General features: G+C 65.1%; 16 protein-coding genes and 1 pseudogene. 8 read left to right on the top strand and 9 right to left on the bottom strand.

The window, feature by feature from the left end; genetic code table 11:
- Positions 1 to 304 precede the first annotated feature (304 nt).
- The 3 genes from LPH33_RS12470 to LPH33_RS12460 are packed head-to-tail and all read right to left on the bottom strand — an operon-like array spanning position 305 to position 2,369.
- Positions 305 to 700, bottom strand: coding sequence for a hypothetical protein (locus LPH33_RS12470; protein WP_106199662.1), 396 nt, complete (start codon positions 698 to 700; stop codon positions 305 to 307).
- Positions 697 to 1,926, bottom strand: coding sequence for an NRAMP family divalent metal transporter (locus tag LPH33_RS12465; RefSeq protein ID WP_229568201.1), 1,230 nt, complete (start codon positions 1,924 to 1,926; stop codon positions 697 to 699). Before LPH33_RS12465 ends, LPH33_RS12470 begins: the two co-directional genes overlap by 4 nt.
- On the bottom strand, positions 1,923 to 2,369 hold the full coding sequence (locus LPH33_RS12460) for a hypothetical protein (protein WP_226949830.1): 447 nt from the start codon (positions 2,367 to 2,369) through the stop codon (positions 1,923 to 1,925). Before LPH33_RS12460 ends, LPH33_RS12465 begins: the two co-directional genes overlap by 4 nt.
- Before the next feature lie 156 nt (positions 2,370 to 2,525).
- On the opposite strand from LPH33_RS12460, the pseudogene LPH33_RS12455 reads away from it, so the two are divergent.
- Positions 2,526 to 4,013 (top strand): annotated as a pseudogene (locus LPH33_RS12455) (adenylate/guanylate cyclase domain-containing protein).
- A gap of 24 nt (positions 4,014 to 4,037) precedes the next feature.
- Positions 4,038 to 5,321 (top strand): competence/damage-inducible protein A, encoded by a 1,284-nt coding sequence (locus tag LPH33_RS12450; protein ID WP_016696383.1) that lies wholly within the window; start codon positions 4,038 to 4,040, stop codon positions 5,319 to 5,321.
- A gap of 27 nt (positions 5,322 to 5,348) precedes the next feature.
- Here the strand turns inward: LPH33_RS12450 and LPH33_RS12445 are convergent, their stop codons facing one another.
- Entirely contained in the window at positions 5,349 to 5,996 is a 648-nt protein-coding gene (locus tag LPH33_RS12445; RefSeq protein ID WP_229568199.1) for a pyridoxamine 5'-phosphate oxidase family protein, read from the bottom strand.
- 130 nt (positions 5,997 to 6,126) lie between these two features.
- On the opposite strand from LPH33_RS12445, the gene LPH33_RS12440 reads away from it, so the two are divergent.
- The 3 genes from LPH33_RS12440 (at position 6,127) to LPH33_RS12430 (ending at position 8,604) form a co-directional block, all read left to right on the top strand.
- Positions 6,127 to 6,810 (top strand): TetR/AcrR family transcriptional regulator, encoded by a 684-nt coding sequence (locus tag LPH33_RS12440; RefSeq protein ID WP_160875420.1) that lies wholly within the window; start codon positions 6,127 to 6,129, stop codon positions 6,808 to 6,810.
- Positions 6,807 to 7,706 carry an alpha/beta fold hydrolase gene (locus LPH33_RS12435; RefSeq protein WP_145692038.1) on the top strand — a complete coding sequence of 300 codons (900 nt, stop codon included), beginning with the start codon at positions 6,807 to 6,809 and terminating at the stop codon, positions 7,704 to 7,706. The genes LPH33_RS12440 and LPH33_RS12435 overlap by 4 nt, the downstream gene beginning before the upstream one ends.
- A gap of 139 nt (positions 7,707 to 7,845) precedes the next feature.
- A complete protein-coding gene (locus LPH33_RS12430) occupies positions 7,846 to 8,604 on the top strand; it encodes a cutinase family protein (RefSeq protein WP_016696388.1) in 759 nt (252 codons plus the stop codon).
- Between the two features lie 49 nt (positions 8,605 to 8,653).
- On the opposite strand, the gene LPH33_RS12425 is transcribed toward LPH33_RS12430, so the two are convergent.
- Together LPH33_RS12425 and LPH33_RS12420 are read right to left on the bottom strand one after the other, a co-directional pair.
- Positions 8,654 to 10,060: a selenium-binding protein SBP56-related protein gene (locus LPH33_RS12425; protein WP_160875424.1), complete on the bottom strand. Its 1,407-nt coding sequence runs from the start codon at positions 10,058 to 10,060 to the stop codon at positions 8,654 to 8,656.
- A gap of 524 nt (positions 10,061 to 10,584) precedes the next feature.
- Entirely contained in the window at positions 10,585 to 12,066 is a 1,482-nt protein-coding gene (locus LPH33_RS12420; protein WP_037192819.1) for a glyceraldehyde-3-phosphate dehydrogenase, read from the bottom strand.
- Positions 12,067 to 12,939: 873 nt separating this feature from the next.
- On the opposite strand from LPH33_RS12420, the gene LPH33_RS12415 reads away from it, so the two are divergent.
- The gene (locus LPH33_RS12415; RefSeq protein ID WP_143543577.1) at positions 12,940 to 13,449 is read left to right on the top strand and encodes a hypothetical protein; all 510 of its coding nucleotides are present in this window, start codon (positions 12,940 to 12,942) and stop codon (positions 13,447 to 13,449) included.
- 272 nt (positions 13,450 to 13,721) lie between these two features.
- Here the strand turns inward: LPH33_RS12415 and LPH33_RS12410 are convergent, their stop codons facing one another.
- Positions 13,722 to 14,198 (bottom strand): 5' nucleotidase, NT5C type, encoded by a 477-nt coding sequence (locus tag LPH33_RS12410; RefSeq protein ID WP_016696393.1) that lies wholly within the window; start codon positions 14,196 to 14,198, stop codon positions 13,722 to 13,724.
- Positions 14,199 to 14,367: 169 nt separating this feature from the next.
- Between LPH33_RS12410 and LPH33_RS12405 the strand changes: the two genes are divergently transcribed.
- A complete protein-coding gene (locus LPH33_RS12405) occupies positions 14,368 to 14,778 on the top strand; it encodes a membrane protein (RefSeq protein ID WP_037192823.1) in 411 nt (136 codons plus the stop codon).
- A gap of 41 nt (positions 14,779 to 14,819) precedes the next feature.
- Here LPH33_RS12405 and LPH33_RS12400 read toward each other — a convergent pair whose 3' ends face one another.
- Both LPH33_RS12400 and LPH33_RS12395 read right to left on the bottom strand, forming a co-directional pair.
- Entirely contained in the window at positions 14,820 to 15,356 is a 537-nt protein-coding gene (locus LPH33_RS12400; protein WP_024100970.1) for an ester cyclase, read from the bottom strand.
- Between the two features lie 190 nt (positions 15,357 to 15,546).
- Positions 15,547 to 16,509: an alpha/beta hydrolase gene (locus LPH33_RS12395; RefSeq protein ID WP_160875428.1), complete on the bottom strand. Its 963-nt coding sequence runs from the start codon at positions 16,507 to 16,509 to the stop codon at positions 15,547 to 15,549.
- Positions 16,510 to 16,748: 239 nt separating this feature from the next.
- Between LPH33_RS12395 and LPH33_RS12390 the strand changes: the two genes are divergently transcribed.
- The gene (locus tag LPH33_RS12390) at positions 16,749 to 17,306 is read left to right on the top strand and encodes a TetR/AcrR family transcriptional regulator (RefSeq protein ID WP_088899180.1); all 558 of its coding nucleotides are present in this window, start codon (positions 16,749 to 16,751) and stop codon (positions 17,304 to 17,306) included.
- Positions 17,307 to 17,449 lie beyond the last annotated feature (143 nt).

The raw sequence follows: 17,449 nt of genomic DNA, 5'->3' as shown, positions 1-17,449 counted from the left end.
ATAGTGCGCGTCCAGCACGACAGCCCCGTCCTCGACGCGATCGACATCGGACCACGGAACCAGGCAGGTCCCGCGGTGGCGCCACCGGATCCACCGAGCGAGCAACACCGGGGCACGCACATCGGTGCGTTCGAATCCGAGGTACGAGCCGCGCCGGTGAGGCGAGAGGAGAAGGCCGACGACCTCCGGCGACGGCACTCCCCCACTGTCCGATACAGCCGGACGAGCAGGGAGGCGGAAGCGTATATCGCACACCCACCCGACGTGGTCGCCGTTGTGCTCGTGGACGGGCAGGTCGAGCAGATCAGTCAGGAGCATGGCGGCCTCCGGGAATGCGGCCGATGATCTGGTCCCGTACCCATCGCTCGGGCCACGTCGCATCCAAGGCCTCGGACCGCACTCGTAGCCGGAGAATGATACCGACCTCGGCAACGTCGTCCCACTTGATGCGATGCAAGCGGCTTCGGGGCAGACAGCCCCCGAAGATCCGAGTCATCAAGGTTGAGCCGGTGAGGATCGCCTCGATACGCGGTGCTGACGAGGTGACGCCGTCGGATTCGATGCCGCTGAGTTCGATGTCATCGACCGTGGCCACCGGTACGCCGTCACAGTCGAGGATCTGCCGGTCCAGCAGGTGCAGGCGGGCATCGATCAGCCGACCGTCTCGGTCGGTGCCGGCTGGGTGCTCTGATCTGCTCATTGTCCTGCTCCGGTGACGATCATCAACGGTATCGCCGCTGCCGAGGCGGCGACAATGATCACCAGGTAGACGGTACCGATCGCGTTGACGACCGGGCCGTTGACATGCTCGCCCATGTACTGCGGGTCGTTGGAGATGATCAGAACCGGTAGATACGTCAAGGGCAGGGCGATTGCGGAGAACACCACCGAGTACTCGGTGACCAGGATCGGGTCCACCCCCGTCATCAACACACCGACGGCGACGACCAACAACACCAGCATGGTCAGGTGGAATCGCGCCGCCTCCACCGGGCGTCGGAACTTGCCCCACGACCACCCCAGGAACTGCGCCAGGGTGTAGCCACCGGACAGCGCAGTTTCGAGCGCCGCGCCGAAGGTGGCCGCCACGATCCCGAGGATGATCACCGCGACCGCCAGTTTTCCTCCCGCTTCCGCCACCGGAATCAGCACCTGCGACAGGCTGGACACCTCTATCCCACCGGGCATCAGCACGATCGCAGACAGGGCGGCGATGGCCACCGAGAGGATGCCACCGAGGGGAAATCCCACGAGGACGTTGAGCCGGGACTTCGCGAGATCTCGCACCGTCCACTTCTCTTCCACCGCCCCGGAGGAGAAGAAGAACACCTCGTACGGAGTCATCGCCGCACCGAACAACGCGATCGCGTAATACCAATATGCCGCCAGGTTTTCGCCGTCCGACAGGGATGGAGTGAACACCTGGTCCGCGAGCTGCCCCCAATCCGGGCCGAGAAGGAACACCGCCACTGCGAACATGACCAGGCACAGTCCGACGACCCCGGTGACGTTCTCCATCACCGAGAACCTCACCCGCCAGATCACCAGCCACACCGCCAGGGCGGCTACCGGAATCCACAACTTCGGGTTCACACTGCTCGCCAACTGCAACGCCAGCGCAATACCACCGACCTCGGCGGTCAACGTCAACAGGTTGATCAGAAACGACGCGCTCAGATTCGCCACTGCCATGCGCGGCCCGAGACGTTCGCGAATGATCTCGAAAGTGGCTCGGCCGCTGACCGCAGCGACGCGACCGGACATCTGCGCGAAGACACAGATTCCCAGCACGCCTACCGGCACCACCCAGGCCAGGGACAACCCGAAACGCGCGCCCACCACTGCATTGGTGACCAGATCACCGATGTCGAGGAATCCCCCGATCGCGGTGAGGATTCCGAGAGCGACGGCGAAGAGACTCTTCATCCGGCCGCCTCGAGGCGGTCTCCGAGATCGAGCAACTCCGTACCTGCACGTCCGAGCTCGGCCGCAACCGCAGTCAGCTCGGTCTGCTCGCCGACTCCCGCAACGATGTCTCGTCCCCGGATGATCTGTCCGGTAACCGTGTTCGCCGCCTGCAGGACCTCGGCGCGCAGGGTTCCCTGGTCGGGGGTGTCCACCTCTCGATCCGCGGTTGCCGAGACGGCCTGGTCGACCTCTTCGAGCATGTCCGACAGGGCGATGTCCGTGGCGGCGGTGGTGTTGCGACCGTCGGCGAAAACCTGCAGGCTCAGCTGAGCCGAGACCGCCGCCGAACCGATCTGCTGCGCTGCCCGACCGAAATCGCCTTCCACCCCGCCGCGCATCGAGGCGCACCCGGATGCGAAGACACCCAGGAGCAGCGCTGCAGCGACCACAGAAAGCAGCACACCCCTGCTCCGGCGTCCACCCGTCTCCCGCGAGACGCGCCGTGAAGACCACGCGTTCCTCACCAACCTCACGATAGAGGCCGGTTTCCGTCGCCGGTCGGTTTCGACAGTGTCGACACTCGTCGCGCTGTCGACCCGGCGCCTATCGTTGTTCCCATGGATCCGCCCGTGACGCGGTACATCCAGCGCGACGGCAACGCACTGGCGTATCAGGCCGTGGGCGAGGGGCCTCATCCGATCGCATGGTTCTGCGAAGACATGATGCATCCGGACCTGATGTGGACCGATCCGCATTTCCACTACAACTTCGAACGTTGCGCCGGCTTCGCGCGTTCGCTGTTCTTCCAGCGCCGCGGATTCGGACTCTCCGATCCCGTCGACCACGTCCCCACGCTCGAGGAGCAGGCCGACGACGTCGTCGCGGTGCTCGACGACGCCGAGGTCGCTCACGCCGCGCTCGTCGGCGTGGCCAGCACCTGCGGGCCCCTCGCCTTGGTGGCCGCTCGGTATCCCGACCGTGTTTCCGGACTGGTCCTCGCCCAAGCCTGGTCCGACACCCTGTTGCCCGAGGACGGCGATCTGCCACCGGGATGGACTGCTGACGAGCGAGACCGGTTCGTCGAGTCGTATCGGGATGCGTACGCATGCTGGGGTCACGGGAAACTCACACCTCTGACGCACCCGACCCTCGATGTCCCGCACAATCGACGCATCATGGCGCTGCTCGAACGCTGCTCCGCCACACCGAGAACTGCCCAGAAACATCTCGAGTGGGCTCTCCGCGCGAACTACTCCTCGATTCTGCCGGCAATCCAATGCCCGACGAAGGTGCTGCATCAGCCGGAGACTCTGTTCGCTCGAGAGGCCGGCCGCAGGATGGCCGCGCAGATTCCGAACGGCCGCTTCTACGAACTGCCACCGATCCCCCTCGGTGCAACGCTGGGTGAAGTGCTGATCCCTGTTCTCGACCACGTGGAGGAACTCGTCAGCGGCACGGACCATCCGGTCGACGCCGATCGGTTCCTGGGCGCGGTTCTGTTCACCGATGTCGTCCGCTCCACCGATCTGCTCGCGGAGGTCGGTGACAACCGGTTCGCGAGGTTGCTGGGCGCGCACGACCGACTCGTGCGTGCGGAGGTCGAGGCCGGCGGAGGCACGCTGGTGGGCATCGCGGGCGATGGGACCCTCAGTGTGTTCGACGGTCCGGTGGCCGCACTGCAGTGCGCGCACCGGATCATCTGATCGGCATCGACTCTCGGATTTTCCGTGCGCTCCGGCGTGCATGTCGGGTCGGTGACCCGCGCCGGTCCCGGGTTGACCGGAATGACGGTCCACATCGGCGCGCGGATCGCTGCCTCCGCCGGGCCTGGCGAGGTGCGATGCTCACAGGCGGTGCGCGACCTTGCGGTCGGCGGAGATTTCGATTTCACCGACCTGGGCAGGCATCGGCTCAAAGGTGTGCCCGGTCAAGTGCAGGTGTTCAGGGCGACGGTCGGGGCCCGGCCTGCACAGCCTCCGCTGCCGCCACGCCCGACCGTCTCGGACCGGGCAGTATTGACCATGGCGCGCCGGGCTCCCGGCATGCTTCGTGAGCTCGCCCGCCTCGCAGACCGTCGCAACAGAGCAGCGAGGCGTCCACGATGATCGTCGCCGACTAGGCTCGGCTCCGTGAGCGTGCGTGCAGGAATCATCGTGACCGGGACCGAAGTGCTGACCGGGAGGATCTCCGACCTGAACGGACCGTGGTTGTCCGACCAACTCCTGAAACTCGGCGTCGACGTCGCCCACATCACGATCTGCGGTGACCGGCCCGCCGACCTGACCGCACAGTTGCGTTTCCTCACCGAGCAGGGCGTCGATCTCATCGTCACCAGCGGGGGTCTCGGTCCCACCGCCGACGACCTCACCGTCCCCACCGTCGCCGAGTACTGCGATCGCGAACTGCTGCTCGACCCCGAACTCGAAGAACACATCGCAGGTGTCATCCGCCGGTTCCGCCCGGACACCCCCGATCTCGACGCCGGGCCGACGCGTATCGGGATCCGGAAGCAGGCGCACGTGCCCGCCGGTGCCACCGCCCTGCCGCCCACCGGTACAGCGCCGGGCGTGGTCATCCCCGCGGTCGCCGGCGATCGGCCGGTACCGACCATCGTCATCCTGCCCGGCCCGCCCGGTGAGCTGCAGGCGATGTGGCCGAGCGCGGTCGCCTCCCCCGCGGTCGCCGACGTGTTGGCGCGAGCCGACGACCTGCAGCAGCACACCGTGCGCGCCTACGGATTGCACGAGGCCCAACTCGCCGAGACGCTGCGCCGGGCCGAAGCAGAGATCGCCGGCCTCGAACGCCTCGAGATCACCACCTGCCTCCGACACGGCGAACTCGACATGGTGACGCGAGTCGCCTCCGGTGACGCGGACATCTACCACCGCCTTCTCGACATCCTCACCGAACACCATGGACGCCAGATCTTCTCGACCGACGGTTCCACCATCGACGACCAGCTGATCGCCGCCCTAGACGGCCGCACGATCGCGACTGCGGAGTCGTGCACCGGCGGACTCGTCGCTGCGCGGCTCACCGACCGTCCCGGGTCGTCGGCCTATGTCATGGGTGGCGTCGTCTCGTACTCCAACGACGCGAAGTCCGATCTGATCGACGTACCGGCCGAGATGATCGCGGAGCACGGCGCGGTGAGCGAGCAGGTCGCCGCAGCTATGGCCGAGGGTGCCCGACGTCGCCTGAAGGTCGACGTCGCGGTCTCCACCACCGGGATCGCCGGCCCCGACGGTGGAACCGAGGCCAAGCCGGTGGGCACGGTGTGCTTCGGCGTCGCGATCGAGGGACGGCCGACGTACACGGTCACCCGCCGCTTCCCCGGAGACCGCGAACGGGTCCGGACTCTCACCACCACGGCGGCGCTGCATCTGGTTGTCGCACAGCTCGGTCGGAATTGAGCCTGCACGCGCGCCCCTCGGCGGCCGTCAGTTCTCCCCCGCCGCCTTCAGCTGTGCCCGAAGAGAATCCACTTCGGCTCGGAGGTCGTTGATCTCGTCGATGTAGGGACGGATCCGGGCGCGGACCGCTTCGTCGGTGTACTGCGGGATCAAGCTCCGCGAGCAGTTCCAGTCGAAGGCCTCGACCTCGATGACGATGCTTCGCTCGCATCGCGCCGAGATTCTCCGACCGTCACCGAGATCGCGCAGCCGGTCGAGAAGCTGCGGGTCGTCGTCCGCATCGACCACCCGCGCGGTACCGAAGACCTTCAACCGCCTCTTCAGCGGAAGGTCCGCGAGGAACAGCGCGACCCTTCCGTTGTCCGCGATGTTCCCGACCGAGACGAATTGTTGATTGCCTCGGTGGTCCGCGAACCCGATCGTCTGCCCACCGAGGTGGTGCAGGAACCCGACGGGTCCGCTGCGGTACTGGACATAGGGCCATCCGCTCGGGGTCACCGTCGCCATATGGAACTGGAAGCTTTCGCGTACGAGAGCGAGTTCCCGGTCGCCCAACGGCTGAGGTCCTCGGTCGGGTTCGTCGAGGTCGGCACCATAGGCAACGATGCTGCCCGCAGCTTCCTGACGAGCGACCGCCTCCGGGCCGAACGCCAGATGGTGATACCTCAATCCCATACCGATCTCCTCGCCGATGTCCGTTATGCCGACAACGAGACAGTGCATCACAATCGACCGTGACCGGAAAGACGCGGGTGTCGACCCTGCAGTTCGCCGAACAGCGGCCGTCTGGTTTACGATACGGAACGTGTCGTATCTGAATGAGCCGCCTGCGCAACGCGGACGTCCACGCGATGCCGAACTCGAGCGTCGGATCACTACCACCGTTCTCGAACTACTGGCCGAGGGAGGCTACGAGGGCGTGACGTTCGAAGCGGTCGCTCGACGTTGCCAGGCGTCGAAGGCAACGCTGTATCGACGATGGCCGTCCAAGCGCGACATGGTGCTCGCAGCAGTGAAGGACGCCCCTGCGCATCCCTCGGCGGTCCCACTCCGGCGGGGCGACACACTCCGCGACGATCTGCTGATGCTTGCGCAACGCCTCAGCCTCACCATGTCCGCAACCGACAGCAACGCCGCCTTCATGCTGCTCCACGCGGGACTCGAAGACCCGGAGTTGTGCGACGCCATCGAGGAGACCGTCGGCCCGACAGGCGCACGCCTCCCCCAGGCGGTCCTCGACGATGCCGTTGCACGAGGCGAACTCCCTTCGGGCGCTCAACCATTCGCATACGAGGAGGTCGTGGGCACAGTCCTGCTCCTGCGACGAGCGAACGGTCTCACCGTCGACGACACCTACCTCGAAGCCCTCGTCGACACCGTCATCATTCCCGCGCTCACCGCGTCCGCCGGCCGAACGGACCTGCCCGCCGGCATCTTCTCCGGCCACCCCGAAACCTCCACCACGACTACGACTACGGAGACCCCATGACCCGCTGCACCATCGAGGACTTCACCTACCGCACGATAGCCGGGGACGGCGGCGTGAAGCTCAACGTCGCCATCAGTGGCCAGGGGCCGGCTGTCGTCCTGCTGCACGGTTTCCCGCAGACCCACTACATGTGGCGCCACGTCGCCCGCACACTCGCCGACGACCACACTGTGATCGTCCCCGACCTGCGCGGCTACGGTGCCAGCGACCAACCCCCAGCCGACAACCCCGAGACGTATTCCAAGCGCACCATGGCGAACGACATCATCGCCGTCGCCCACGAGATCGGTTTCGACCACTTCGGGCTCGTCGGTCACGACCGCGGTGCGCTCGTCGCCGTCCGCGCAGGACTCGACCACCCCGACGCCGTCGACTACCTCGGCATCCTCGATGTCCTTCCCACGATGGACACCTGGGCCGTACTCCAGGGCGTGAACGCGAAGGTGGCTTGGCATCTCTATCTCATGGCCCAGCCCGCAGGGATGCCCGAGAAGATGATCGCCGCCGTCGCCCCGGAGTTCTTCGGCTCGTTCCTCGACGCGTGGGACCCCACCGGAACCACCTTCACGCCCGAGGAGCGCGACCACTACGTCACCAGCTCGATCAACTCCATCGACTCGATCGTGGCCGACTACCGCGCCACCGCCGGCATCGACCTCGACATGGACCTCGCCGACCGCGAACGCGGGACCCGGCTCACCATGCCCGTCGCGGTCATCTCCCAGGACTGGGGCTCTCAACTGGGCTTCGACGCCTCGGCTCTCTGGCAGGCGTGGGCACCCGATTTCACCTACCGGGCCACCACCAGCGGCCACTTCATGGCCGAAGAGAACCCCGACGAGATCGCCGCCTTCATCACCGAGCTGGCCTCCCGCATCCCGGCCGAGCAGCCCTGACGGACATGCCACCGGAGTCACCGGTCGGGGGTGACCATGATCACCGAAAAGCGCGCATCCTTAACATGCCGAACAAACGGGACATCGATATCATCGACCTCAATTGTTGTCTGTCGGGGGCACACGAGGAGAATCGCGCATGTCCCGGATCGATCGCAGACGCACACGCACCGTCGGCCTGCTCGCCGCAGGTCTGCTCACCGCAGGACTGAGCGTCGCGGGTCCGGTCGGTTCCGCGTCCGCCGACCCGGTCCGCAACTGCCCCGAGCGGTACGTCCTCGCCGTCGACGGAACCCGCGGCTTCGAGACCCTCGACTCTATCGATCCGGAATCCCCCTTGGCGAAGATCTCCGCTCGGTTCGAGGCTCCCGGCACCGTGGTCGAGCACATCCGCTACCCCGCAGTGGTCGTGCCGCTGCCCGGGACCGGCTCGCACGACGACTTCGACGGCATCGACGACGACGGCACCATCGCCTACGACAGGTCGAAGCAGATCGGGCATCAGCGACTCCGCCAGACCATCACCGTCCGGCACAGCACCTGCCCCGACTCGGACCTGCTGATTCTCGGCTACTCGCAGGGCGCCTCGATCGCCGGCGACGTTCTCGCCGAGATCGCAGCCGACGGGTCCGTTCCCCCCGAACGGATCTCGGGCATCCTCTACTCCGATCCCCGCGACGACCGCGGCGTCGAGACCCTGTTCCCGGGTCCCGTCGCTCCCGGCGTGACGCTCGGCGGCGGCCGGAACGACTTCGGCGAGATCCACGTCGAACGAGTCTGCATCGAAGGCGACGCGGTCTGCGACGGTCGCACACCCGAGGACGGCAAGGACTGGCTCCGGGAGAACGTGACGGGGTACTTCCAGTTGCACACGAAGTACCCCGACTACCAGCCCTGACCGAGGCTGGGAGTCGGCCGCGCGGGTGGAATCGGGTCAGACTCGGTCGCTACCGATAGCAGTAGGAGTCCGAGGACGCGTCGCCACCTTGGAGGCGAACCTGGTGCGCCCGCAGTCCCCGGAAGTCGTCGCCGTGCGGGAAGAAGCGGTCGTCGATCTCCATCCCGCCATGAGGGTCGGTGTGCATCAGTGCCATCCAGGCGCCGACCCCGTCCGGGTAGAACTGATCGTCCCAGGCCCCGTACAGGGAGTTGGTGACGTAGACCCGCTTTCCGTCCCGGCTGATCTCGACCATCTGCGGACCACCGGCCAGCGGCTCGCTCGGTACCGCCGGGTGGGCGCGGCGGCCGACGATCCCGCCGAGTCGGACGGATCCGGTCTCCTTCGGATGAGCGGGGTCGCGCACGTCGAACTGCTTGAGCTCGCCGGTGCCCCAGCATGAGACGTAGAGGAACGCGTCGTCGACGGACAGGTCGATGTCGGAGACGAGCGGCGGCACCGCACCGAACGGCTTCAGCGCCGGTGGCAGCAGGTCCGGCTCTGCGGGTTCGGCCGGGATGGTGATCACCTTGTCCACCGCCCAACCGTCGTCACCGGGGTGCCAACGCCAGACCGACGCGGACAGGTCCTCGGTCGAGACGACCACGCCGACGAATCCCCACGTGGCCTCCGGGTCGTGCGAGGGGCGCAACTCGAGCGGCATCTGGTACTGCGCGCCGAGATCCACTCGCTGCTGATGCGCACCGGTGGACAGGTCCCAGAAGTGGATGGCATGGCCGTACTCGTTCGCCAGGAGCAGCTCGGGCACCAACCCGTTCTCGATCATCGACGGTGTGCCCCACTCGCTGCTGATCAGCGTGTTCCGGTTGAGATGCCACCAGGCGTCGTACGCGAAATACTGCGGCCCCCGGTCGGTTTCCCACTGCCGGAGCACGTCGAACGTGCCGTGGTCGAGCAGGGCGATCCCGCCCGGCCCGTCCGATCCGTCGGCACCACCCAGGCAGGTCATGAAGACCCCGTCCGGTCCACAGTGCAAGGTGTGCGGTCGGGAGTAACCCGCCTTGGCGGCGAGATCGGCGGCGTCCACGACTTTGGCCACGGTGGGTTGGCGCGGGTCGGGCTCGGTGTCGAGTATGTACAGGGACGACGAGCGGATGCCCGGCACGATGAGGTATCTGCGCGCCAACCCTGTCATATCGTGACCTTCGTGCTTCAACGCGCTGCTGCAGGCGTTCCAACCGAAATGATGTAGTTCGTTGCCCAGCCCGGGTACCTCGGTCCAGCCCACCACCCGTCCGTAGGTGTCCGAGTCGGGATCCACGTCGATCACGCTCATGGCGTCGGGTTTGTCCGCCGCACGATCGAACGCGACCACGTAGGCCAATCGCTCCGGTGGGGCGGCTGCCGCGTCTGCCGCGGTCCGATAGAAGGTCGGGTCTGTGATCGGCTGACTCATTTCCAGCCTCCTTCGTCGAGGAGACCCCACGAGTCAGAGTACGAGGATCGCGCGAGGGACGGAACCGTGGCGAACTCACGGGAGCGTGCAGAGCTCCGGATGATGGTCCGTCTTCACCCGCTGCCGACGAGAACAGCTACATGCGCGCCAGGTCGCTGGTAGAACCCCCGCTCCATACGCGGTATCCGCGCTTCCAGGCGTTGCCTCGTCGGTACGAACACGAACGCGGACTGTCGCTCGCGACAACACTTCTCGGCCCGTCCGGGGTCCTCGCACCGAAGGTCCCGCTGCGTCCGCCGTGGTTGGTTGCAGCGGCACGGCGAAAAAGTGACGGAATAAGGGGAGGTTCTGTGCGAGTTCTTCACCGGAACCGCACACAACCTCCCCCGAGTTTCGACGGCCGCTACTCCTCCTCGACGCCACCAACGGCCCAACGCAAGAGGGAACCCATCCTCGGGTGAGGATGGGTTCCCTCGTCGACGAGTCCCTGGAGGGCTGTCGTCACTGCTATCCGTGCAGGACTGTTATGCCTGTGCAGTGGCAGGTTCCTCGACATGCTCCACGGGGCCAGCTTCCGTGATGGGGTAGACGGGGTATTCCACACCCGACAGGTACTGGACGGTACGCACCACCTGGCACGAGTAACCGAACTCGTTATCGTACCAGACGTAGAGGATGGCGGTGTCGCCGTCGACGATCGCTGCATTGGCATCGATGATGCACGCCGCGCGCGAACCGATGAAGTCGCTCGACACCGCGTCGGTGGCCGAGGTGTAGTCGAGGTTGCGGCGCAGCGCACCGGTGAGCGACTCCTGGTGCAGGTGCTCGAGCACCTCTTCCTTGGTGGTCTCACGAGTCAGCTGAAGGTGAAGGATCGCGACGGACACATCCGGCGTAGGAACGCGGATCGAGTTGCCGGTGATCTTCGCCTTCAGATCGGGAAGCGCCTTCGCGACCGCCGAAGCTGCGCCGGTCTCGGTGAGCACCAGGTTGAACGGCGCGGAACGACCGCGGCGGTCGGCCTTGTGGTAGTTGTCCAGCAGGTTCTGGTCGTTGGTGAACGAGTGCACCGTCTCGACGTGGCCACGCAGCACACCGAACTTGTCATCCATGGTCTTCAGCGGCGGCACGATGGCATTGGTGGTGCAGGACGCGCACGAGACGATCTTCTCGTCCGGGTCGATGGCGCGGTGGTTTACGCCGTGCACGATGTTCGGAAGGTCGCCCTTGCCCGGCGCGGTGAGCACCACCTTGGCGATACCGGGGCGAAGGTGGTTCGACAGCCCGTCACGATCGCGCCAGATGCCGGTGTTGTCGATCAGGATGGCGTTGTCGATGCCGTACTCGGTGTAGTCGACGCTCGCCGGATCGTTGCTGTAGATGAACTTGATGACGTTGCCGTTGGCGATCAGGGCGTTGTTCTCGGCGTCGACCTTGATCGTGCCGTTGAACTGCCCGTGGACGGAATCGCGACGCAACAGAGACGCACGCTTGGTCAGGTCGTCACCGCTGCCCTTCCGGACCACCACAGCGCGCAGGTTCAGGCCGTTGCCCGAGCCGGCCTTCTCGATGAGAAGACGGGCGACGAGGCGACCGATCCGACCGAAGCCGTACAGGACCACGTCCTGCGGCTTCGCGGGGCTCGTCTGAGCACCGCCGACCAGGTCCGAGAGGGTCTCGGCAACGAACTCCGGGATGGACCGTCCGGCACCCTCGGCCTGATAAGCCGTCACCAGCAGGCCGAGGTCGATCTTCGACGGCTGCAGGTCGAGGTCGGTCAGCGCCTCGAGGAACGGGAACGTCGCCTCGACCGACAGCTCGTCACCGCGGATCTGACGCGCGAAACGGTGCGTCCGCAGAATGCCGATCACCGACTTGTTCACGAGGGAGCGGCTGTGAAGCAAGATCGTGACCGAATGCCGGCGGTGCAGACCGCCGATGATCGGGATCATTGCTTCCGCAATAGCCTCTTGCGAGTTCCACTGTGCCAATTCCGGGGTGCTCACTGCGCTCCTCTGCCTTTCCGGCTCGTCTGACACGTCGCAGGCTGTTGGGTGCAGCCCAGACGAGACGCACGTCACTCGCCGGTCGGTGTCCGGATCGGTGGAACCGTACGCGACCGACGCCGATTACGGCGTGCGTACCGCCAAGCATATGAAAGAGCTCTCACGGGTCGACGCCCGGTAGGCGATACGCGCCCGCGCGTGCGGGAAGCTGATCGCTTCTACTCTGATAGGCAGGCATTCGCGGCGCCCCGTGCTGTAGATGAACCAGCGAGCTGCGTGTGTCTCCAGTCACAGCGACAGTGACGGGGTCGCGTGATGGTATCGAGAGTCCCAGTGGGCACCACGTAGATCGACATTACTGGCACACAGGTGTATGCGGATCAGGTCCTGCACCTGACTGCACAGCGGTGACGACCATCATTCTTACGGCCCCTCGCCTTATCCTCTCGAGGTGCAAGCCTCATCCTCGAGGGGTCACCGCCGCGTCCACGAGCAGACCGATATATCGCTGCCGTGGCTGCCCGTTCGCTGCGTCCCGGCTGCGCCGCCCAGTTCGTACACCGTGCCGCTCCTGACTCAGGAATACCGAACGGCACCGCTCCGGCATCCCTACCGAGGCTCTCGGTGGGGTGGGTTGATCAGTCGATGCATGTACGCCACGCGAGTCGCGCCGCCTCTGCAACCGGTTGAAGCGGTCCTACGCGCCGCTGCTCGACGTGATCTATCGGCCGGATAATAAGAATCTTTTGGATATGGCGACCCAGGTCCTCGTAAAGCACCTAAAGTGAAAACTCTCCACGAACGGTCCATCTCAGCGCGCACCGCGAATCGCATCGTGGATCCTCACCACTTCGCGCACTCGAGGAAATGAACATGACACGCATACCCCGATGTGGCAAGAATATCGGCGCAAACCGAACCGTGGGCGTGCTCGCCGCCGGAATGGTAGTTGCGTTCGGTTCGGTCGGCGTAGCGGGCGCCGCACCTGCGCCTGCGGTCGAGCGCAGCACCGAAACATACACGTATACCTATACGTTCGACGGACCCGTGACGTGCAACGGCGGACCCATGTATACCTTGACCAGCACCGTTACATCTACGGATCATCTTCTCGAGAATCCGGGCGGAAGAAGAGTTATCCGGTCGGATCTCACCGAGAAAATCACTGGCATTCCGCTGGATCCGTCATTGCCCACGGTCACTGCGACGACCGAAGCAAAGCTCGCCGCGAGCACTTCGACACAGGGAGCCTTCGCCAACACATACCATGGGAAAACAGTCGCGACCTACTCGGACGGGAGCACTGAAACTGCCTCGTTCGTCGGACATACGACCGTCAGTCCGTACCATCAGAAAATCTTGAATTTCGACAGATGTCACTGAGTTCCCATTTCGATGACTTTTCGACCGATTCCGGCATTCTCGGAACCCTCGAACCAACCGAGCTACTTGCCATTCCAGACAACTAGGGACAGAGCCCAGCATTTACTCAAGGTGTTCTCCGGACTGCGAAAGTCCGTAGCTCGTGCCTTCCGCTGCCAGGCCCCGGCTGCACGTGGCAACCCGTAAGAAATGACGAGACTGAGGAAGAATTGGTCGCTGGGCGTTGCAGGTTCCCTGATCGTTGCGACACAGTCGCAGCCTGCGAGATGGTGCTAGTTCCTGGCTGAAGCCAGAAGATGAGCGGTAACCGCATCCCAGTCGGGGAACTCGGCGCTGCCGAATTTGATCAGTTCACCCGTGAAGTCCTTCGCGCCATTGTGGTCGCGGTCGTCGACCAGGAAGTCTCCATGATTGAGGTTCTTGTGGTGCGACAGAATCAATCGTTTGTAGGCGACGGAGGTGGGCTCGATGCCGAAATGCTTCTGTACCCACAGTAGTTTGTCCGACCACGCTGACGGGTTCTTCCACGGCGCAGTCGAGAGTATGTACGCATCGAAGTGTTCGGCCAGCAGTGTGAATGCTTCGATCGCACCGTCGATGGGATCCATCAACGCGAAGATCCCGGGTGCCTCGTCATAGCGGTCCTGGTACTCATGGAAGTCGGCAGCGCCGAGCCGATCGATTCCGGACTTGAAGTGAACCAGCGTGTTGTCGAGATCGACGTAGAGGATCTTTCTGCGATCAGTCACGTCGTGACGATACCTGCGGCAGCTCACCGCGGAAAGACCGACAAAACCCGGCCTGACAGAACGTCGAATCGAAGAGATCGGCAGGTGGCGACTGCCGGTCGACCGCGAGATGATCGGAGTACTCCGATGCTTCAACCGACGCTCGACCTTACGCACAGAGGAGAAAGCTGTGAGAGTGAGTCACCTTCCCCTGCGTCTGACCACTGGCGCGTTCATCCTCAACTCGGGACTCGGTAAGCGAGCACTTTCCTCCGAAGCTGCCGCCGGGTTACAAGGCATGGCCGCCAACGCTGTTCCCGCTGTCCGCACGATGCGTCCCGAGACTTTCGGAAAGACGCTCTCTGCAGCCGAAACGGCACTCGGTATAGCACTGCTCACGCCGTTCGTGCCCTCCGCGCTTGCTGGGGCCGCACTCGCGGGCTTCAGTGGTGGATTATTGACCATGTACTGGAAAACCCCAGGCATGCACGAGCACGGCTCGATCCGACCCACCCAGGACGGCACCGCCGTGGCCAAGGACGTATGGATGTTCGGGATCGGTGCAGCCCTCGTGATCGACGCACTGGGTCGCAGACGGTAGGTATACGAAGCCCCGTCGTGCTCGTCCTCTTGTTCGAACCGTCAGCGCGCCTGGCGTCGGCGAGCAAGGTGCCTGACACGAGTTGCGGCATTGAACGCCGCCTTCACTGCGCGATCGGCAATCGACCCGTCGGCTGGTAGCAACTGGATCTGGCGGGCGAATTCCATTTGGTCGTAGCGCACAGTGTTGGTGACGACGTGTCCGTTCTCGACGACGAAGTGGTCGAATCCCTCGAGGTCGATGCGACGCCCTGTGCCGGCGATGCCCATGAAGGTTCCGACGTGTTGCCCGGTCAGGTGCCAGTGGACGAGGACATCGTGTCCGGATTCGGCAACCGAGACGATCTCGAGGGTGAAGTCGGCGAGAGCGGCGAAGACCTGTGCGAAATAGGCCGCGATTTCGGCGTGACCGTGACACGTCCCGGTAGGGAAATGCACGGTGGTGTCGGCGGTCCAGAAGTTGCGCAGACTGTCGAGGTCCTGGGCGCTGATGCGTCCGATCGCCCACTGCACGAGTTGGGTCTTGGAGGCATCGTTCGGCGGTGCGATCGGGGTCGAGGAAATGGTGTGATCGGGCATCTCTGCTCCCATGCACGGTGGTGATACTGCACGGAATCTTCCTCTCCCGAGGCTAACGCTCACCCATCCGAACGCGGACGTGAACGACCGCCCACAACGATGCCGGGTAGCACCGGGAAGGCCACTGGTGTCCCGACGCTACGCCGCGGCGCCCGCCTCGACATCGTACGAGCGCCGCAGCGTGAACTTGCTACGCGTGCAGGGCGTCCCGGAGGAAGGAAACAGCCTGGGCGACTGCGGCCTTCGCAGCGAAGGTGTCGTGCAGAGAGTTGACCATCACGAAGTCGTGAATGATGCCCTGATAGCGCACCGCGGTTGTGGGAACACCTGCCCGACGGAGCTTCGCGGCGTAGGCCTCGCCCTCATCACGCAGCACGTCGGCTTCGGCTGTGATCACGAGCGCCGGCGGCAATCCGCTGAGCTGGTCAGTGGTCGCGCGCAACGGCGAGGCGGTGATCTGGGCGCGCTCGGCCTCGTCGGTCGTGTACTGGTCCCAGAACCATTTCATGCCCTCACGCGTGAGGAAGTATCCCTCGGCGAACTCGTGGTAGCTGGCGGTGTCGAAAGCGGCGTCGGTGACCGGGTAGAACAGGACCTGGGCGGCGATATCGATGCCACCACGTTCTTTGGCGAGCAAGGTCAGGGCCGCGGTCATGTTGCCGCCGACCGAGTCACCGGCGACCCCCAGGCGGGTGCCGTCGAGGTTCTTGTCGGCGCCGGCGCTCGCGATCCACTGCGCGGTGGCCCAGACCTGCTCGATCGCGTGGGGATAGCGCACCTCGGGTGAGCGGTCGTACTCGGGGAAGACGACGGCGGCGTTCGCACCGACGGCGAGGTCGCGCACGAGGCGATCGTGGGTGTGGGCGTCGCCGAAGACCCATCCGGCGCCGTGCGTGTAGACGATGACCGGGAGCGTGCCGGTGGCCCCGGCCGGGCGCACGATGCGAACCTGGACCGTCCCGGTCGGACCACCGGGGACCTCGACCCATTCCTCATCGATCGCCGGCTTGAAGATCGGTTCGTCCTGCACACCGTCGACAGCTTTTCGGCCGTCTTCGGGAGCGAGTTGGTAGAGGTACGGCGGGTTGGCGGTCGCCTCGACGAACGCTTGGGCGGCCGGCTCGAGGGAGATGTTCTTCGGGTTCGCGGACATGACGGAACTTCCTCTTGATCGGTGGAGCCGGAAATCGAGAACGATCGTTCTCGCTCTGGTGTCGACTGTAGAGAACGACCGTTCTCAGCGTCAAGAGGGAGCCGAGAATTTCGCCGGAACCCAGCCCGATGAGGCAGAACGCCCACAACCGACGCGGCGGACGAATGCATGACAGACCCCTTGCCGGGCCGAACGAAGGCCTGGAGAACCAGCGTTCTCAGGATGCGTAGACTGGCAGCGTGAACGAGGAGACCCGTACCCGCATCGTCGAAACCGCCGATGCACTCTTCTACAGCCGCGGCTTCGGCCAGGTGGGCATGGACGCCGTGCGCGATGCCGCTGGGGTGTCGCTACGCGCGCTCTACAAGGAGTTCCCTTCGAAGGACGAGTTGATCGCGGCCGTCCTCGCCGGCCGCCACGAGATGTGGACCAAAGGGGTCGAAGCGAAGGTCGACGCGATCGCCGACCCGGCAGCCCGCCTGCTGGCCGTGTACGACTTCCTGAGCGACTGGTTCGCAGACCCTCACTTCCGCGGCTGCGGATTCATCAACGCCTTCGGCGAACTCGGGTCGGCGAACCCGCGCGTCGCCGAGATCGTGCGCGAGCACAAAGCCGATTTTCAGCGGTACGTCGCTCGCCTCGTCGCCGAGGCCGGAGCACCCGACTCGCTCGCTCCCCAGCTCGCCATCCTCGCCGAAGGCGCTCAGACCACCGCGGCCATCGCGGGCACGACGGATGCCGCGGCACAGGCGCGTGCCGCGGCGGAAATCCTCATCAATTCCGCACTGGGGCGGTGATTCCGGCCAGAGTCAGGGTGTCTTCGAACATGGCGCAGGGGTCACCCGCTACGACACCACCCGCTGTCGTGCAACAGCGCCCGACACAGAGTCTCGGTCACACGATTTCGTCGGCAGACCAAGACGTGCAGTCCCCCACATCA

This window comes from Rhodococcus sp. RDE2 (assembly GCF_020885655.1).
Taxonomy (GTDB): domain Bacteria; phylum Actinomycetota; class Actinomycetes; order Mycobacteriales; family Mycobacteriaceae; genus Rhodococcus; species Rhodococcus pyridinivorans.
The sequence above is the reverse complement of the archived record's forward strand: the minus strand, read 5'-3'. Positions and strand labels throughout refer to the sequence as shown.